Origin of the sequence: Geminisphaera colitermitum TAV2, assembly GCF_000171235.2 — a bacterium.
GTDB lineage: Bacteria > Verrucomicrobiota > Verrucomicrobiia > Opitutales > Opitutaceae > Geminisphaera > Geminisphaera colitermitum.
The window spans coordinates 60,335-77,212 of sequence record NZ_ABEA03000091.1 but is presented as its reverse complement, the minus strand read 5'-3'; the positions used below and the strand labels follow the sequence as shown (position 1 = coordinate 77,212).

13 protein-coding genes are annotated in these 16,878 nt (G+C 62.9%); 3 read left to right on the top strand and 10 right to left on the bottom strand.

Features of this window, described 5'->3' with window-relative positions:
• Nucleotides 1-76: 76 nt before the first annotated feature.
• Together tyrS and ilvB are read right to left on the bottom strand one after the other, a co-directional pair.
• Entirely contained in the window at nt 77-1,378 is a 1,302-nt protein-coding gene (gene tyrS, locus OBACDRAFT_RS09685) for a tyrosine--tRNA ligase (RefSeq protein ID WP_043585078.1), read from the bottom strand.
• A gap of 248 nt (nt 1,379-1,626) precedes the next feature.
• A complete protein-coding gene (ilvB, locus tag OBACDRAFT_RS09680) occupies nt 1,627-3,432 on the bottom strand; it encodes a biosynthetic-type acetolactate synthase large subunit (RefSeq protein WP_043585076.1) in 1,806 nt (601 codons plus the stop codon).
• A 570-nt stretch (nt 3,433-4,002) separates the two neighbouring features.
• On the opposite strand from ilvB, the gene OBACDRAFT_RS09675 reads away from it, so the two are divergent.
• Nucleotides 4,003-5,325, top strand: coding sequence for an MFS transporter (locus tag OBACDRAFT_RS09675; protein WP_081721939.1), 1,323 nt, complete (start codon nt 4,003-4,005; stop codon nt 5,323-5,325).
• Between the two features lie 54 nt (nt 5,326-5,379).
• Complete coding sequence (locus OBACDRAFT_RS09670) at nt 5,380-5,907, top strand: hypothetical protein (RefSeq protein WP_232766955.1); 528 nt, start codon at nt 5,380-5,382, stop codon at nt 5,905-5,907.
• A gap of 91 nt (nt 5,908-5,998) precedes the next feature.
• On the opposite strand, the gene trpS is transcribed toward OBACDRAFT_RS09670, so the two are convergent.
• From trpS to OBACDRAFT_RS09640, 6 genes are all read right to left on the bottom strand, one after another.
• Nucleotides 5,999-6,964 carry a tryptophan--tRNA ligase gene (trpS, locus tag OBACDRAFT_RS09665; protein WP_043585162.1) on the bottom strand — a complete coding sequence of 322 codons (966 nt, stop codon included), beginning with the start codon at nt 6,962-6,964 and terminating at the stop codon, nt 5,999-6,001.
• Nucleotides 6,965-7,064: 100 nt separating this feature from the next.
• Nucleotides 7,065-8,087, bottom strand: coding sequence for a D-2-hydroxyacid dehydrogenase (locus OBACDRAFT_RS09660; protein ID WP_043585072.1), 1,023 nt, complete (start codon nt 8,085-8,087; stop codon nt 7,065-7,067).
• Between the two features lie 273 nt (nt 8,088-8,360).
• Nucleotides 8,361-9,866: a GH39 family glycosyl hydrolase gene (locus OBACDRAFT_RS09655; RefSeq protein WP_052361609.1), complete on the bottom strand. Its 1,506-nt coding sequence runs from the start codon at nt 9,864-9,866 to the stop codon at nt 8,361-8,363.
• A gap of 9 nt (nt 9,867-9,875) precedes the next feature.
• Nucleotides 9,876-10,730: a DNRLRE domain-containing protein gene (locus OBACDRAFT_RS09650; protein WP_043585070.1), complete on the bottom strand. Its 855-nt coding sequence runs from the start codon at nt 10,728-10,730 to the stop codon at nt 9,876-9,878.
• Nucleotides 10,727-12,757: a glycosyl hydrolase 115 family protein gene (locus tag OBACDRAFT_RS09645; protein ID WP_043585068.1), complete on the bottom strand. Its 2,031-nt coding sequence runs from the start codon at nt 12,755-12,757 to the stop codon at nt 10,727-10,729. Before OBACDRAFT_RS09645 ends, OBACDRAFT_RS09650 begins: the two co-directional genes overlap by 4 nt.
• A complete protein-coding gene (locus OBACDRAFT_RS09640; RefSeq protein ID WP_043585067.1) occupies nt 12,754-12,966 on the bottom strand; it encodes a hypothetical protein in 213 nt (70 codons plus the stop codon). Before OBACDRAFT_RS09640 ends, OBACDRAFT_RS09645 begins: the two co-directional genes overlap by 4 nt.
• Before the next feature lie 134 nt (nt 12,967-13,100).
• On the opposite strand from OBACDRAFT_RS09640, the gene OBACDRAFT_RS09635 reads away from it, so the two are divergent.
• Nucleotides 13,101-14,195: a LacI family DNA-binding transcriptional regulator gene (locus OBACDRAFT_RS09635; protein ID WP_043585065.1), complete on the top strand. Its 1,095-nt coding sequence runs from the start codon at nt 13,101-13,103 to the stop codon at nt 14,193-14,195.
• Nucleotides 14,196-14,402: 207 nt separating this feature from the next.
• Here OBACDRAFT_RS09635 and OBACDRAFT_RS09630 read toward each other — a convergent pair whose 3' ends face one another.
• Both OBACDRAFT_RS09630 and OBACDRAFT_RS25245 read right to left on the bottom strand, forming a co-directional pair.
• Nucleotides 14,403-15,164, bottom strand: coding sequence for a DUF1559 family PulG-like putative transporter (locus tag OBACDRAFT_RS09630; protein ID WP_052361608.1), 762 nt, complete (start codon nt 15,162-15,164; stop codon nt 14,403-14,405).
• Between the two features lie 310 nt (nt 15,165-15,474).
• Nucleotides 15,475-16,791 (bottom strand): acetylxylan esterase, encoded by a 1,317-nt coding sequence (locus OBACDRAFT_RS25245; RefSeq protein ID WP_052361607.1) that lies wholly within the window; start codon nt 16,789-16,791, stop codon nt 15,475-15,477.
• Nucleotides 16,792-16,878 lie beyond the last annotated feature (87 nt).

The following is a 16,878-nucleotide window of genomic DNA, read 5'->3' as shown; positions in this document are numbered from 1 at the left end:
TCATAGGTGGTTGGAGCGTGGTTTCGGAGGCCTCGGAGAGGCCTCCCTACCGTTAAGTAGCCCCCCCTTTTGTTGCTCACGTTACATCCAGCACGGCGTAGGTGCGTTTGCCTTTGCGCAGGAGGAGATACTTGCCGAAGAGCAGGTCGGCGGGCGTCACCATGCGGGCCGATTCGCCGACGCGCACGTTGTTCAGGTAAACGCCGCCGCCCTCAATGTCCTTGCGCGCCTGGCCCTTGGACGGGGCGAGGCCGGCGTGAACGAGCAGTTCGGTGAGCGGTGCGCCGGCAACTCCGGCGTCGGGAGTAGTTTCAAGGCGGATACGTTCGAGGGGCTTGGTCGGCACTTCGCCGACGACGTCGCGGAAGGTTGACTCGGTGGTGTCGCCGATCTCGGCGCCGAAAAGGATGTCGCTGGCCTTGAGCGCGGCGTCGAGCGCGGCCTGGCCGTGCACGGTGCGCGTGATTTCGCGGGCAAGGGCGCGGTGCGCCTCGCGCGCGCCGGGATTGGCGGCGTGCTTTGCCTCCAGTTCTTCGATCTCGGGGCGGCCAAGGAAGGTGAATTTTCTAAGGTATTCGCAGACCTTGGCATCCTCGGTGTTCACGAAGAACTGGTAGAATTTGTAGGGGCTCGTTTTCTCCGGATCGAGCCAGACGGCGCCGCCTTCGGTTTTGCCGAATTTGCTGCCGTCGGCCTTGGTGATGAGGGGGAAGGTCCAGCCGTAGGCGGGGACGCCGAGTTTGCGGCGGATAAAATCGACGCCGGCGGTGATGTTGCCCCACTGGTCGGAGCCGCCGATCTGGAGTTCGCAGCCGTGGTCGCGGCGCAGGATGTAGAAGTCGTGGGCTTGGAGGAGTTGGTAGCTGAATTCGGTGTAGCTGATGCCGGTGTCGCCTTCCATGCGCGAGCGGACGGAGTCTTTGGCGAGCATGACGTTGAGCGAAAAATGTTTTCCGACGTCGCGCAGGAAATCCAAAAAGCTGATACCGCGTGTCCAGTCGGCATTGTCCACGAGGCGGGCGGGGTTGGGCGTGTGGGCGGGATCAAAGTCGAGCAGGCGCGAGAGCTGTTGTTTGATGCGGGCGACGTTGTGCGCGAGTTGTTCGGGTGTGAGGAGGTTGCGTTCGGCGGATTTGCCGGAGGGGTCGCCGATCATGCCGGTGGCGCCGCCGGCGAGGGGGAGGACGCGGTGGCCGGCGAGTTGGAAGCGGCGCAGGGTGAGCTGGCCCATGAGGTGGCCGACGTGGAGCGAGTCGCCCGTGGGGTCGAAGCCGATGTACAGCGTCACCGGTCCTTCGTTGAGGCGCTTGGCGAGCGCGTCGAGGTCGGTGCAGTCGGCCAGCAGGCCGCGCCATTGGAGGTCTTCGATCAGGTTCATGAGTTTTATCTTAGCGTTAATGTGTGTGTTTTTTTCCCTGAATTACCCACCGAGGCACCGAGGTACAGAGGCATTATTTCCAAACCGGAACCGCGAATGAACGCGAATGGTCGCTAATGAAGGCAGAGAAAACATGGATTCTATTCGCGTTCATTCGCGATCATTCGCGGTTACGGTTTGTCTGCCTTGGGTTTGAATAGTCGCCGTTTAAATTGCACCCGGTCTTTGTTCCTTTGTGTCTTTGTGGTTCACTTCAGGATCATGTCCTTCACCGTGCGGCCGGCGGGGATCATGGGGAGGACGTGTTCGGTGTAGGGAACGACGACGTCGAGCAGGTACGGGCCGTCGTGGGCGAGCATTTCCTGGATGGCTTCGCGCAGTTCCTCTTTCTTGATGACGCGACGGCCTTTGACGCCGAAGCCTTCGGCGATTTTCACAAAATCCGGATACAGGCCGCCGGGGTTGTCGGGGCCGCCGATGTTGTCGTGGTGGCCGAGGATGGTATTGCCTCGGACACTACCGTAAAAGCGGTCTTCCCATTGCACGACCATGCCGAGGTGCTGGTTGTTCAGGATCATGACCTTGGCGGCGATCTTTTCCACGGCGGCGGTGGCGAGTTCCTGGATGTTCATCAGGAAGGAGCCGTCGCCGTCGATGTCGATGACTTGCTTGTCGGGGCGGGCGATTTTGGCGCCGAGCGCCGCCGGGTAACCGTAGCCCATGGCGCCGAGGCCGAGGGAGCTGATGTAGCGGCGGGGCTCGTTGAAGCGGTAAAATTGCGCGGCCCACATCTGGTGCTGGCCGACGCCGGTGACGATGATGGCGTCGCCTTGGGTGAGTTGGTAGAGCGTTTCGACGGCTTCCTGCGGGATGATGTGGCGGCTTTCGTCGTAGGCGAAGGGGTAGTCGCGTTTCCAGGCGTTGATCTGGGTGTGCCACGATTTGGTGTCGGGCGCGGTGAACTTGGCGCCTCCCGCTCCGGCGGCGAGTTCGTTGAGGCGGCTGAGCGCGTGCTTGAGGTCGCTGACGATGGGGTGGTGGACGCGTTTGTTTTTGTTGTGCTCGGAGGGGTCGATGTCGATGTGGACGATGCGCGCGTGGGAGGCGAATTTGCTGGTGTCGCCAGTGATGCGGTCGTCGAAACGCGCGCCCAGGCACAGCACGAGGTCGGCCTGGTCAACGGCCCAGTTGCCGTAGGCGCTGCCGTGCATGCCGAACCACTGCATGGAGAGGGGGTGGGTCTCGGGGAAGGCGCCTACGCCCATGAGCGTGGTGGCGACGGGAATGTGGGTGAGTTCGGCGAATTTTTTCAGGTCGCCATGCGCCTCGGCGGAGATGACGCCGCCGCCGGCGTAGATGACGGGGCGTTCGGCCTTGGCGATGAGGTCGAGCACTTCGTTGAGTTCTTCGTCGGTGGCGTGCGGGAGCGCGTTGAGGGTGGGGTTGGCAAACTCCACTGTTTCGGGGAAGACGGGGGTGAGCTTGGCTTGCTGCACGTCCTTGGGGATGTCGATGACGACGGGACCGGGGCGGCCGGTGCGCGCGAGGTGAAATGCTTCTTTGAATACACGGGGCAGGTCGTGCGCGTTGAGCACGAGGTAGGAGTGCTTCACGATGGGGAGCGTCATGCCGAAGAAGTCGGTCTCCTGAAACGCGCTTTTGCCGATGAATTTCGAGAAAACCTGTCCCGTGATGGCGATGAGCGGGGTGGAGTCCATGAACGCGTCGGCGATGGCGGACACGAGGTTGGTGGCGCCGGGGCCGCTGGTGGCCATGCACACGCCGACTTTGCCGCTGGCGCGGGCGTAGCCTTCGGCGGCGAAGGAGCCGCCTTGTTCGTGGCGGGGGAGGATGACGCGGACTTTGTCGGACCGGGCAAAGGCTTGGTGCAACTCCTGCGACGCTCCGCCGGGATAGGCAAAGATGACCTCGACGCCTTCGTGCGCCAGGGCTTCGACGACGACATCGGCACCGTTCATGACGCGCTCCTTGCCGGGTTGGGCAAACGGAGGTTGGGACTTGGCGGGAGAAGAGGACGTGGTGGTCGTTTTCATGACGGCGGTCGTGTAATGCGGAAGGGGAAAAGCAAAATCTGCGCGGTCCGCCCGACGCAAGCCTCAAGGCGGGCGGGGGGGTGGGGGACAGGCGGAAAAGGTTGGATTTGGCGCGGTAGCGCGCTGGGAGCGCCGGCATCCTGCCGGCATCGTGCTGATGGCAAAGTGGCGCGGGCGTCCCGCCCACGCCACTTTTGATGCCGACCCAACGACGCTGCGCGTCGTCTGCCGGCAAGATGCCGGCGGTCCCAGGCGCTGACGCGCCAGAGTTGCCCCCCCCCCACTTCTCCTCTCCGCTAAATGGATACGGCCTCGGACGGAGCGCAGCAGCGCGGAGATGGCATCGCCGGAGGCGATGGCCCGAAGGGCTGCCCTCGGCAGAGGGCACAAAGGCCTCCCTACCAAGTAGCAAATGGCTACAGGAGGTGCGGTGCTGACCCTCGTCTGGATTCGTCGCAGACGGTAACTCCGCGCAGGGAATTCGGGAGGCTTGATTCGCAAGAAAAGGCCGGCGTAGTTTGCCGAAAACTACGCCGGCCTTTTTTTTCACACCCACACACCCACACTCCCATGTCGTTGCCACACGGTTCCTCGGAATCTCCTGCCAGCCCCGCCCCAGCTTCGTCCGCCAATCCCGTCCAGCCAGCCCCGTTGCCGCCCGCGCGCGTCCCAGCCTGGCGCGAGGTGTTGCATCCGGCGGTCGTCGTGGGGGCGCTCGGTTACTTCGTGGATATTTATGACCTCACGCTCTTCAGCATCGTGCGCGTGCCGAGTCTCAAGAGCATGGGTTTCGCGGGCGACGAACTGGTGCACCACGGCATCTGGCTGCTCAATTTGCAGATGATCGGCATGCTGCTCGGCGGCATCGCGTTTGGCATCCTAGGCGACCGCGTGGGGCGCGTCACGGTGCTCTTCAGTTCCATCCTGCTCTACTCGATCGCCAACATCGCCAACGGCTTCGTGGCCTCGGTCGAGGCGTATGCGGTGTGGCGGTTCATCGCGGGGTTTGGTCTGGCGGGCGAATTGGGCGGGAGCATCACGCTGGTTTCGGAGGTGCTTTCCAAGGAGCGTCGCGCCTACGGCACCGCGTTGGTGGCAACGGTGGGGGTGATGGGGGCGGTGGTGGGTGGCGTGGTGGCCGAGATGGTGGACTGGAGGGTGTCCTATTTTGTGGGCGGGGGACTGGGTTTGTGCCTTCTGGCGTTGCGCGTGAGCGTGGCGGAATCGGGCATGTTCAACCAGATGAAGAAGCATGCGAAGGGTGTGGCGCGTGGTCAGTTTTTTTCGTTGTTCACGAGTTGGTCGCGGTTCGGCAAATACGCGCGGTGCATCCTAATCGGGCTGCCGAGCTGGTTTGTGGTGGGGGTGCTGGTGACGTTTTCCCCGGAGTTTGCGGCGGCGCTGGGGATTCGCGGCGAGGTGCGCGCGACGGTGGCGGTGTCGATCCTCTACCTCGGGCTGACGGTGGGCGATCTGGCGAGCGGGTTGCTCACGCAGTGGCTGGGGTCGCGCAAGCGTGTGGTGCTGGGGTTCATCCTGCTCACGGTGGCGGGCGTGACGGCCTATTTTTGCTCGCGCGGGTTGGAGGCGCGGTGGTTTTACACGATCATCTTTTTCCTCGGCACGGGCATCGGTTACTGGGCGGTCTTCGTGACGATCGGCGCGGAGCAGTTTGGCACCAATCTGCGGGCAACGGTGGCGACGACGGTGCCCAATTTCGTGCGCGGGGCGGTGGTGCCGATCACGCTGGCGTTCCGGTTGTGCCAGCAACAGTTCGGCCTGATGACAGGAGCGATCATCGTCGGCGTCGTGTGCCTCGTCATCGCACTTTGGGCACTCTCCGGACTGGAGGAAACGCATGGCAAGGATCTCGACTACTTCGAACCGGTGTAGTTGCCGGGGTGCTGGCATGGATATTGGAATGGGTATTCAATGAAAATGGTTGTGATGCCGTCCTGCCCTTATCTTCCCGCGCCGCGTCCCGGCATGGACTGGCGTGCGATGAACGCCCACGGTCCCATGCGAGACGGCGGGTTTTACCTCACGGCGCTGACCTATGCGCATACGCTCTGGCAGCGCGGGCTGGCGGCGCGCGCGGTGTTGTGTCTCGACCGTGCGTTTGGCGCCGAACTCGCGGCGGATGCGCCCGTGCTGCACGCCTGGCCTCTGCCTTACGCGGCGATGGCGTGGCTGGTCACGCATACGCCAGCGGAGGTTTTTATCGGCAATCCGCGCGTGCATTTTCAACATTACGCCGATCGCATGAACGAGCCGCGCAAGGAGCAGCGCCGCTGGCGCGCCTGGGCCTGCTGGGCGCTGGTGCGCAAGGTCCGTCCCGACTGGCCCGCCGACTCAAAGCATGCGGTGGTGGAGCCTTCCGTGGAGCAAATCGCCGCTGGTCTCCGCGACCACGGCTTGCCGGGCGAGGATGGTCTGTGGCGGCGGGTGTTGGAATACGGAGGGCGGGTCTCCTGACCCGCCAGACGCGGCGCAGCCGCGCCTTTCCGGATGGGCGAGGCTCGCTGACGCGAGCCTCGTCGGCGGGTCAGGAGACCCGCCCTCCATTTTACGCCAGCCCGCAGGCTTGACGGGCGCGGGTTAGAACCTTGGACGCGGTCTCGCGGGCACGGTCGGCTCCGCTACGCAGGAGCGCCTCGACGTGGTCGAGGTTGGCGGCGAGTTCGGCGCGGCGTTCGCGGTAGGCGGCGAAGTGCGTCCAGTAGTGTTCGAAGAGCGTTTTTTTCAGGTCGCCGTAACCGAGGCCGCCGGCGCGCAGGCGTTGCTCGGTGTCGGCGGCGATGGCGGCGGGGGCAACGAGTTTGAGGAGTTGGATGGCGATGTTTTGGTCGGCGTCGGGCTTGGGTTCGGCGGGGGTGCGGCTGTCCATGACGATGCTCATGATCTTTTTCCGCGTCTCTTTTTCCGCGCCAAAGATGGGGAGCGTGTTGCCGTAGCTTTTGCTCATTTTCTGGCCGTCGAGTCCGGGCACGATGGCGGTCTCGTCGCGTATCTCAGGTTCGGGTACAACAAACGTGTCGCCGTAGGTGTGGTTGAACTTGATGGCGATGTCGCGCGTCATTTCGACGTGCTGCTTCTGGTCGCGGCCAACGGGGACAATGTTGGTGTCGTAGAGCAGGATGTCGGCGGCCATGAGCACGGGGTAGGCGAAGAGGCCAAAGTTGGGGGCGATGCCTTTGGCGAGTTTGTCCTTGTAGCTGTGGGCGCGTTCGAGGAGGCCGACGGGGGTGTGGGTGCCGATGATCCACATGAGTTCGCAGACTTCGGGCACGTCGCTCTGGCGGAAAAATGTGCTCTTTACCGGGTCGAGGCCGCAGGCGATCCAGTCGAGGGCGACGTCAAGGGTGTTGCCGCGGCGCGCTTCGGCGTCGGTGAGCGAGGTCATGGAGTGGTAGTTGGCGATGAAATACGTGCAGTCGCCGCGTGCCTGGAGCTCAACGGCGGGCTTGATGGCGCCGAAGTAGTTGCCGATGTGAAGCTGCCCGGAGGGCTGGATGCCGGTGAGGATGCGCATGGTCGGGATGAGTCGGGTGAAAATGTGTGTGTGCGTGCGTGTGAAAGGGAACAACGCTCAACGTTCAACGCCGAACGCTCAACGCTCAAGTTGAGCGGGCTCACACGACGCGGTCGCGAAGGGGGGGGGAGGGGGGAGTTGTTGCGCCTGATTCGAAGAGGCGGAGATTTTGCACGAAATGCGCGGCAATGGCCTCGTCCTGGTCGCGTCGTCCGCCGGCGGCGTGGGGCGTGATGTAACAGTTGGGGGTGGTCCAGAGTGGGTGCGAGGGCGGCAGCGGTTCTTGTTCAAAGACGTCGAGATAGGCCGCGCCGAGGCGTCCGCTTTCGAGCGCTTCCTGCAAGGCGCGATTGTCCACCGTGGTGCCGCGTCCGATGTTGTAAAAATGCGCGCCGGGTTTCACCGCCGAGAGACGGCGGGCGTTGACGTAGTTGAGCGTGGCGGCGTTGTCGGGGAGCACGTTGACGACGTGATCGGCTTCGGCGAGGACGGCGGTGATTTTATCGTCTGCGATCACGTGCACGCCGCGCTCGCTGTAGGCGCGGCGGCGCACGGCGTAGATTTTCATGTCGAAGGGGGCGAGGAGTTCGACGAGGCGGCGGGCAATGGCGCCGTATCCAAGAAGCACTACGGTCTGCCCGTTGAGCAGCACGCAGCGGCGGCGCAATTCCATGAAGCGCCATGTGCGGTTGCCGAGTTGTTCGTCGCGGGCGGGCAGGAGTTGGCGTCCGAGCGTGAGCATCATGGCGAGCAGGTGTTGGGCGCACGGCTCGGCAAAGACGGACGAGGCGTTGGTGAGCGCGATGCCGGCGTCCTTGAGCGCGTCCATGAAGGCGGGTGTGTCGTAGCGTGTGTAACCGGCGCTGGTGAGCGCGATCCAACGCAGGCGTCCGCCGTCGAGACAGGTGGCGGGGTCGGGCTGGCCGAGTGCGATGGTCGCCTCGCGCAGCGTGGGGTCGGGCGCGGCGACGGTGAGCACCGAGGCGTTGGGGGATCTGTCGCGCGCGGCGAAGATCACACGATGCGGCACCGCGCCCGCTTGCGTGACTTGCGCGAGGAAGCGTTCGCGGGTGCGTTCGTCGAACGCGTAGTTGCACCAGATGGTCTGCGGCTGCGGTTTCATGAACCGGCAACGTTTGCGCAGCGGCAGGTGGCGGCGAGTGAAAAGCTCACGCGGAGGCGCGGAGGCGCGGGGGGGTGGTGGTGGGGGGGGGGGATTATTTTTTAACAGAAGTTGTAGCCGTCGTCTTAACGGTAGAGAGGCCTCTTCGAGGCCTCCGAAACCACGCTCCAAACACCTGCGAATTTCGTATCCTACTTCACGCTACGCACGGCGGAGGCCTCGGAGAGGCCTCCCTACCAGGTATCAAATAGCTACAGCTTAAATGAAACTGCTCTATTTGTTGATTCGGTAAAATGTCACCGAATGCGGCGGCAGGGTGAGGGGGGCGCGCAGGGTGGCGGCAGGGATGTCGCTTGTTTCCAAACCGGTTGGGCCTTTCTCGGAGATGCGCGCGGTTGTCACCGTGGTGGTTGAGGGAGACTGGCCGACGAAGGTGAGTGTGACGGTGTTGGCGGCGTTGGAACGGTTGACGAGCACGAAGGCGCGGCCGCCGTCGGCAGATTCGACGGCGAAGGGGACAACGGCCTTGGGATGGGTGGTGGTGGCGCGGGCGCTGCGGCCAACGAGCCAGTTGTTGAAGTAGTGAAAGACATGCGCGGGCGGGCGGAGTATGTATCCGTTTTTTACATCCATCTTGCCGTAGGTGCCTTCCTGGTCGTTCCAGGCGTTGGTCACATCGGCGCGGGCTTTGACGGCAGCGATGAGGAAGAGGCTGTCGAACACGGCGCCTTTGTGGTTTCGCATCCGGGGTTCGCTTATCTTCCATGTCCACGAAATGTTGTATTCGTTGAGGTGGACTTCGATGTGACGGTCGGGACTGAGTTCGTCGAGCAGGGCGCGGTGTTTTTTGATGAGCGAACCGAGCCAGGCGGCCTTGTCGTAAATGAGGGCGTCGGGCTGGTCGGGCGTGCCGGTGGCGTAGCCGTGGAAGGAAAAGAAATCGAGCTGCGCGCGGGTGAGCTGGATGAATTCGCGGTGCATGGGGAAGACGTTTTTCTCACCGCTGGCGGCGGCGGGGCCGCCGGTTTTGATGGTGGGGTCCACTTTCTTCATCGCTTCGGCGCAGAGGAGAAAAATCTTTGCCAGTTCGCGGGTGAGCGGCGGTTCGCCGACCTTTTGTTGAGCGCGCCAGTAAACGAAATCGCGTTCGTTGGTGATTTCGAAATACCGCACGCCGAGGCGCAGTTCCACGTTGAGGATGCGCACGAGTTCGGCGCAAAAATCGGCAAAGGCGTCGTATTGCGTGGGGTCGAGCCGCTTGTCTTTGTCCATCCAAGGGGGCCAGTTGGGGATGTTGACCACGATGTCGGTGCCGGGGGCGATGGGGAAGTTTTTGAAGGAGTCGCGGATGGTTGCGCGGTTCCATGTTTTGTTGGCGAGATCGACCCAGCCGCCGGCGTTGGGGTTTTTCTTCAGGTCGTTTCCGGTGATGGCGCGCGGGACAATGCCTTTGTGGTAACGCAGGACTTCCGCGTTCATGTAGGCCATGTTTTTCCCGTAGAGGGGATCGACGGAGAGGAGGGGGCGCGCGCCCGCGGTGGCATTGATGGAGAACTGGCGGCGGGTCGCGGGTTGCTCTGGTTTCGTCCAGTCGATGGCAATGGTTGCGTGTATTGGTTTTTCGGATGCGGCGGCTTTGGTTGCTGTTGTTGGCGCGGCGTCATCGTGGAGGGCGTCCTGTTCTATGGGCGCTTGTTGTGGCTTCGCGGGCTGCGCGGCGCAGAGCAACGGCATGAGGCCGATGGCAAGAAGGGCGGAGAGGGGGGCGGGGAGATTCATGTTTCGAGATTAGTCAATGGAGCGGTTGCGGCGGATGGCGAGGGTGGCAATGCCGCAGATGACTCCGGCGAGCAGCGCAATGGTGGAAGGCTCGGGGATGGGCACCGTGGCGTCGATAGTCAGCAAGGGTCGCAGGGCCAGCGTGTCAGCTTCGCTGCTGTGGAAGGCAACGTTGGGGTAACGATCCTTGTTGGATACTCCAAGATTGAGGATCACGCCGTAGTTACCGGCGGGATTGTCGAGCCATGTTTGCACGAGGCTGGGGGGCAATGTGAAGGTGATCTTGTCATCGGCTGCAAGGGCATCTTCCCCCGTGCCCACCGTGTAGGTAATGGAAGATTCAAAAACCGGCGTCAGATTGCGGTCCTCTGCACCTTTCGCACCCGCCACTGACCAAGTATCATCTGTCGTGGCCTTGTTCCAGTTGGCGACACCGCTTGTTCCTGCTTTTGTTCCTTCATCCCATGGGGTGAGGAGTTGGTAGGCGAAAAACTTGACCAATGCATTCCCGTTGGAGGAGGTGGTTGAAGAGATGGTCAGCGTGATTGAGGCTGAATTGATCGTTGCACCGGCGGGAAGCGCGAGGTCTTCGAATCGGATGAGGATGTTGCGCACTTCGCGATCAATGCGAAAACCGGCTCCAGCGTCACCGCCTGTCGTATATCTGGTGTTAAGTGTCTTACTGGCTCCGTAGTTGTAGTTGCCGGCGGAATCCGTGCTTCGGATCTCTGTGTCGCGTGTGCCGACGTAGCCGTTGACGCCTTCTTGATAAGTGAAGGTGACGGCGTGGGCGACAGCGGAGGCGAAAACGAAGAGGCTGCCGAGGACGAGGCGGGTGATGGTTTTTGTGATGGTGGTATTCATGATGTGGTGACGAGTTCGGGTTGGTGTTTTTGGGCGAGTGCGTCCGCCAGCCGTCGGGTCTGGCTGGCGAGCGCGGAGAGATTTATTTTGTGGTCGCCGCGATACCAGTGCCGCCAGACGCCGGTCTCAGAGGCGGCGCGGGTGGCGATGGCGCGGTCGAGCGCGTCGGCGGCGGCATGCAATCCGTCGGCGGCGAGGGGGGGGAGGGGGGGAGCTTCGGAGAGTGCGCGGAAGGCTTGCAAGAGGGCGGCAAGCCATTGGTTGAGGCCAAGCATGATGGCGGCCTGCACGATAAAATGATGGTGAAAAAACGATGCCCGCTCCGGCGGGATGCGCGACGCGAGGGCGCGGGCATTGGCGATGACGGCGGGCCAGCGGGCGAGTCCGTGCGCGGTCCAGGTGGTGAGGTTTTGGAGTGTTTGCGGAGTGAAGTTTTCCAACCAGGGGGGGGGGGGGGGGGCGGGCCTGTGGCCCGAACGTCGAACATCCAACGTCGAACATCCAACATCCAATATCGGAAGAGAGGGGGAGGGGGCGTCGGTGGATGTTGCGAAGCGTTGCATGGCTTCAAGGCAGACGAGGCCGGATTCGCGGAGGGCTCCGTCGTGGTAGAGCGCGGGGTGCGCGCTGTCGCCGGCGGGGAGTGGGGGCATGGCGTCGTGGAAATCTTGATACAAGCGGATGGCGTCGGGCGCGGCGTCGTTGCCAAACTGCCGGGCGCACCAGTCGCGCATAAACGCGTCGTGGTCGAACGCGGCGAAGTCCCAGGTGAGCGCGGCCATGGCGCGGATGCCGAGAACGACTTCGCGGAGGTTGGCGACGTTGGTGATGGCCAGGGCGGTGTCGCCGCGAGTCACGGCTTCGCCGACGGCGTGCTGGATTTTCGCGGGTGGCACGCCTTGCGCGAGGTGCGGGCCGCTGCGCCACACGGCGACGTGATAGTAGATGCCATAGGCGTGGCGTGGCTGGCGCGCAACGGAATGGAAGTCGGCCCCCCAGCGTTGCGCATAGAAGGGCTGACCGCCGGCGGCGCGCGGAGTTTGCAGGGTGTCGGCAAAGAGGATGAGGGTTTTGGGAGGGAAGTGGAGGTGGCCGGCGTTGTGCAGCACAGTGCCTTCCTGCCAGAGCGTGGTGGTGGAGACGAAGTCGTCGCGCCCGAGCACTTCGGCGACGATGGCGTGCTGGTCGGCAATGGCGCGGGAGATGAGCGCGCCGCGGGCTTCCATCGTCGGGGGGACGTGCGAGTCGTTTTCCCACACGGGGCGGTCACCGCGTCCGCGCAGGCCGAGTTGCCAGACGACGCCGGGGTGGCGCGCCCAGCGGGTGGCGTAGTGTCGCCAGGTTTCGCGCACGAGGTCGGGTTCGGTGACGTAGGAGGGCGGCGTGGCGCGTCCGCGGGCGCGCCAGTAACGTTCCATGGCGAAGTGGCTGACGCCGAGGGGTTCGATGTGGTGCTGCGAGATGTGCAGTCCGCGTTCGGTGGCGAGGCGCACGAGGGCTTCCTCGGCGGGGTTGTCGATGTCGAGGAAGGAGGCGGGGATGAGGAGGTTTTGCTTGAGGCGGAGGGCGGTTTCGACGACGCGCGCCATCACGCCGGGATGCACGACTTGGTGGTAATAGGGATAGTCGATGGTGCGGTGGCCGCCGCCGTCGCGCCAGCCGCAGAGGAGGTCTTCGTCGTTGATGAACCAGCCTCGATAACGAAAGGTGTGCGGCTGGTCTTCGTGGGTGCGGATGGCGGAGCGCGGGATGTGGAATGCCCCGGCAGGGGGGGGAGGGGGGGAGTCGGTCCATAGATACAGCGGATCAATGCCGAGGATGCGTTCGCAAAATTCGTAAACAGCCCACATCGCTCCGTGCGCGTCGCTGCCGCAGAGGAGCACGGTGGCGTGCGTGTTGTTTTCTTTTGTATCCAGGAATTGGATGCGCCAGCGTTCCGTGGCGTCCGGCGCTTCGAGGCTGGCAAGGTCGATGCCGGTGGAGGCGGCGAAGGCGCGGATGGCGGGGTTTTGCACGGTGCCGATCACGATGGATGGAGCGGCGGCGTCCCGTCCGGCGGCGGGGACGCCGCCGCTCCAGCTTTGCCGGACGCGGCAGGATGCGCGGAGACAAGCGGCGCCCGTCCGGAGAGTTTTTCGATGTCGGAGGCGAGATCGGCGACGGCGCGGAGCAGGCAGGCGGGCTCGGCGGAGTCGCAGTGGAGGGTGGGGAGAACGGTGGAGTCCCAGAGTATCATGGAATTGGTCGGCAAAGAGGAGGGGGGGATGGGTGGCGTGCGGTGGGTAGATGCGGAAACGAACGGGCAACAGTTTTGCCGGAGGTGGCGTTGATGATCGACAACTGCATCACTCTAATAGTAGAGTTGCCGGTATGAATCCGGACGCAGGCAAAGGTTCCAAAGGCGGCGCGGTGACGATGCGCGACGTGGCGCGCGAGGCGAAGGTGCATGTGACCACGGTGTCGCTCGCGTTGCGCAACAGTCCGCAACTGCCCCCGGCCACACGCGCACGCATCCAGGCGCTGGCGCGACGCATGGGCTACCAGACAAATCCTCTGGTGGTGGCGTTTGTGCAGCGGCGGCGGGAGGCGCATCCGGCGCGATTTCAGGGGACTCTGGCGTTCATCACGCGGTCGGAGGCGGGGGGGGAGTGGCGGGAGTTGCGCGACAATCCTTACGTCCTCCGCATGTTCAAGGCGGGCGCGGAGCAGGCGGAGGCGTTGGGTTTCAAACTGGAGCCGTTTGAGATCGCGGACTATGGAGGCAGTGGCGCTGCTGCCGCGACGCGGTTGGAGCGGGCGTTGCATGCGCGCAACATTCGCGGGCTGTTTTTCCCGCCCCCCCAGCACGCTTCCGCCGACGGCAGAATCATCGATTTGAACTGGGAGCACTTCGCGGCGGTGACTTTGAGTTCGAGTGTCACCAATCCGGCGATTGACCGGGTGGACTCGGATCATTTCGCCGGATCACAACTGGCGGTGCAGAAGCTGGCGGCGCGGGGTTATCGGCGTCCGGGATTTTTCCTGATGAAGAGCACGTTTGAAAGACCCCAGCAGCGCTGGTGGGGGGGCTTTCTGGCGACGTGCGATTACATGCGCGGATTGCAACGGGTGCCGCCGTTGATCGCAGAGGAGGACAGGCTGGCGGAGGCGTTTGGCAGGTGGTTCGTTCGCTGGAAGCCCGATATGCTGATGTCGAACGGTCTGACGTTGCAGCATTGTCTGCCGGTCCTGAAGGAGTTGGGGGTGTCAATACCGCGGGATGTGGGCCTCGTGGAGGTGAATTTGCACACGCATGACGGCACGAACACGGGCATTTATACGAACGTGGAGGAGCGGGCGAGGATCACCGTCGATCATCTGGTGAACAATCTTTACCGCAACAAGCTGGGTTTGCCGGAGACGCCGCGCATGATGCTCGTCGGCCCGGTCTGGCATGAGGGGACGACGCTGCCGGAACGACGGTGAGGGGAACGCGACGGGGGGGGGGAGGGGAGGGGAGGGGAGAGGAGAGGACGTTGTGCGTCGTTAGCGGGCGGGAGGTCCGCGCCATACGTAGGGGCTTCGCTTGCGAAGCCCGCGAATTTGCAAGTGTGCTCCGTCCGGCAGACGCGGGCGTCGCAAGCGACGCCCCTACGGCAGGCGGGACGCCCGCGCCACTGTTACTCCCCGCACTCAGTAGTCGGTGCGGAAGTGTTTGTAACGCAGTTGGCCTTCGGCGAGGGCGGCGGCGTGGCCGTCGGCAAAGACGGCCTGCGTCTTGCCGTTGTGCCGCCAACTGAGACGGTAGTTGAAGTCGTTGTCGGTGGGGTCGCCGTTTTTTTCCGTGTTGGGGGAAATGGTTTCGGCTTTTTCCGCGCCTTCCTTGTCCCAGCCCTCTTGCTTGGTGAATCCCCAACGTGTACGGCCGAGCATTGACGTGATTTGGCTGACCGCTCCGTCCGCCACGAGAATGACCTGGCTGGGACGTTGCACGGCGGACATCGGACGGCGCGCGCTGGGGTTGTCATTCTTTTGCTCGGGCATGAGGTGCGGATTGGCAATATAGTTGGAACCTTTGCCGGTGTCGACCGCCTTGGTTTTTTCCTGTTGGCAAAAGAGCAGCGGGATTGAGCGGGTTTTGTCGGAGGAGCCTTTGGGAATGGCGAGATAGGCGTAGATGAAATTGTGCCAGCGGATGTCCGCGTTGTTCCTGTTGTCCAATCCGAACGGGTAACGCATTTTCTCGTCGTAGGCGCAGGCGGTGATGGCCATGCCTATCTGGCGGAGATTGGAAAGACATTGCGCGGCGCGCGCGGACTCCCGCACGCGACCAACGGTGGGGATGATGATTGCCGCCAAAATGCCGATGATAGCGATGACGGTCAGCAGTTCGATCAGCGTGAAACCTGAATGCTCGCGAACGCGGGATGAGTCTGATGAGAAAGCAGTTTTCATGAAGGGGAAAGAGGTGGGCGTAATACTGAATGACACCAGTAGGCATCCCCCCTCGCAGGGTCAAAAGCATGGATACTCTAATGGTAGAGTAACCTTATGGCCACCGATTGTAGCCGTTGTCGTAACGGTAGGGAGGCCTCTCCGAGGCCTCCGAAACCACGCTCCAATCACCTACGAGTTTCGCATTCTCACACTACGCACGGCGGAGGCCTCGGAGAGGCCTCCCTACCAGGTAGGTGATGGTTACAGCGGCGCGCCCGTGCCGATGCCGCGGTGATTGCTGGCGGCGAAGGAGGGGGGGGGGCGAATGTCATTTGTTTTTAACTACAAACTTCACCGGATTGAGCGAGGAGGGATATCGCCGGTGGGTGGCGCCTTGGATGTATTCGATGCGCTTGGAGGTTGTATCCGGAATGTTGTTATAGAGCACGGTGACGCCGGAGGGCGGGCAAACGTAATCGCCAAGACCGGAGGTAATATAGGTGTCGGCGCGGATACGTTTGGCGTGGTTGACCGGGTCGAAGTAGTCGAGCGCGCGCGTGTAGTCGGGACGCCAGCCTTTGAGCCGGTTGATCGTTATGCCGCCGAGGTCGCAAACCCAAGGTTTGCCGGCGGTGCAACGGGTGACGTCGGGATCGAGCCCGGCGACGAGGAGGGCCTGAAATCCGCCCTGACTTCCGCCGGTGACGGTGAGGTTTTTGCCGTCCCACTCGGGTTGCGATTTGATGAACTCAAGCGCGCGCAGGGCTCGAAGGGCGATGCCATAAAAGTAGGCGGTCTCAGGAGTGGCGTTTTCCTGCTTGTTGAAAGCATAATTCTTGAGCGTGGTCTCGCTCAAGTTGGCGTAGAATTCAGCGGGTTGTCCGTTCTCGATGCCGTGGGCATTGATATCGAGGACGAGTTTGGGATTGGCGGGATCGTTGGCGTCCTCGTCGCGGCGGATGGCGGAGCGTTTGCCGTATCCGTGAAATTTGACGAAAGCGGCGGCGGACTTGGGCGCGGCATTTTTCGTTTTGCTGAAATAGCCCGAGACGGGCTTGGGGGCGGAGTCGCCGGCAAGGATGGGACCGGTGCAGGCGACTTTGATGTCGAAGGTTTCAACGTTGGGATGGGTTTCGGGAAGCGGCTTTTGTTCGAGAACCGTGAGGGGGATTTTGGCGAGTTTGGCTTTTTGTTTCGCCCACCAGGCGTCGAAGTCGGCGGGTTCGGGTATGCTCGTCAGTTTTTCCGGCTGCACGCCGGCGCCGCCGTCGAAGGCGACTTTCTTTTTTTTGTCGTTGCCGTTGAGGATGATTTTGCCGTCGGCATCAAGGGCCTTGACGAGGATGCGGACGAAGCCGGGCTTATCGGTCGAGGTGGTGATGACGAGCGGTTCAGCGGTGGAGAGGGCTTCGCCTTTTTCGGTGAGTCCGTCATCGCCGGTGCGTGTCCACGAGAGGCGTGTCCCGGTGACGGGTTTGCCGTCTTGTTGGAGACGGATTTCAAAGGTCATTTTCTCGCCGGGTGCATAAAATGGCGTTGGTTTGTCGTTTTTGCCGAGGAGCAGCAGGTCGCCTGCAAAGCCAAGGACGGCACTGAGGGTGAAGAATAGCGGGAGCAACAGGAGGGCGCGGATGCGGGATTTCATAGGAGGGAAACGAAGTGTCTCTCTCCCGCAGAGGCAAAAACAGGCGAACTCTAATGATAGAGTGAAAGTTCGGCGAGGGGGGGGGGG

Bases quoted from the DNA above. Each gene is read 5' to 3' on its own strand.
- tyrS (WP_043585078.1), bottom strand. From the start codon at position 1,378: ATGAACCTGATCGAAGACCTCCAATGGCGCGGCCTGCTGGCCGACTGC.
- ilvB (WP_043585076.1), bottom strand. From the start codon at position 3,432: ATGAAAACGACCACCACGTCCTCTTCTCCCGCCAAGTCCCAACCTCCG.
- OBACDRAFT_RS09675 (WP_081721939.1), top strand. From the start codon at position 4,003: ATGTCGTTGCCACACGGTTCCTCGGAATCTCCTGCCAGCCCCGCCCCA.
- OBACDRAFT_RS09670 (WP_232766955.1), top strand. From the start codon at position 5,380: ATGCCGTCCTGCCCTTATCTTCCCGCGCCGCGTCCCGGCATGGACTGG.
- trpS (WP_043585162.1), bottom strand. From the start codon at position 6,964: ATGCGCATCCTCACCGGCATCCAGCCCTCCGGGCAGCTTCACATCGGC.
- OBACDRAFT_RS09660 (WP_043585072.1), bottom strand. From the start codon at position 8,087: ATGAAACCGCAGCCGCAGACCATCTGGTGCAACTACGCGTTCGACGAA.
- OBACDRAFT_RS09655 (WP_052361609.1), bottom strand. From the start codon at position 9,866: ATGAATCTCCCCGCCCCCCTCTCCGCCCTTCTTGCCATCGGCCTCATG.
- OBACDRAFT_RS09650 (WP_043585070.1), bottom strand. From the start codon at position 10,730: ATGAATACCACCATCACAAAAACCATCACCCGCCTCGTCCTCGGCAGC.
- OBACDRAFT_RS09640 (WP_043585067.1), bottom strand. From the start codon at position 12,966: ATGATACTCTGGGACTCCACCGTTCTCCCCACCCTCCACTGCGACTCC.
- OBACDRAFT_RS09635 (WP_043585065.1), top strand. From the start codon at position 13,101: ATGAATCCGGACGCAGGCAAAGGTTCCAAAGGCGGCGCGGTGACGATG.
- OBACDRAFT_RS09630 (WP_052361608.1), bottom strand. From the start codon at position 15,164: ATGAAAACTGCTTTCTCATCAGACTCATCCCGCGTTCGCGAGCATTCA.
- OBACDRAFT_RS25245 (WP_052361607.1), bottom strand. From the start codon at position 16,791: ATGAAATCCCGCATCCGCGCCCTCCTGTTGCTCCCGCTATTCTTCACC.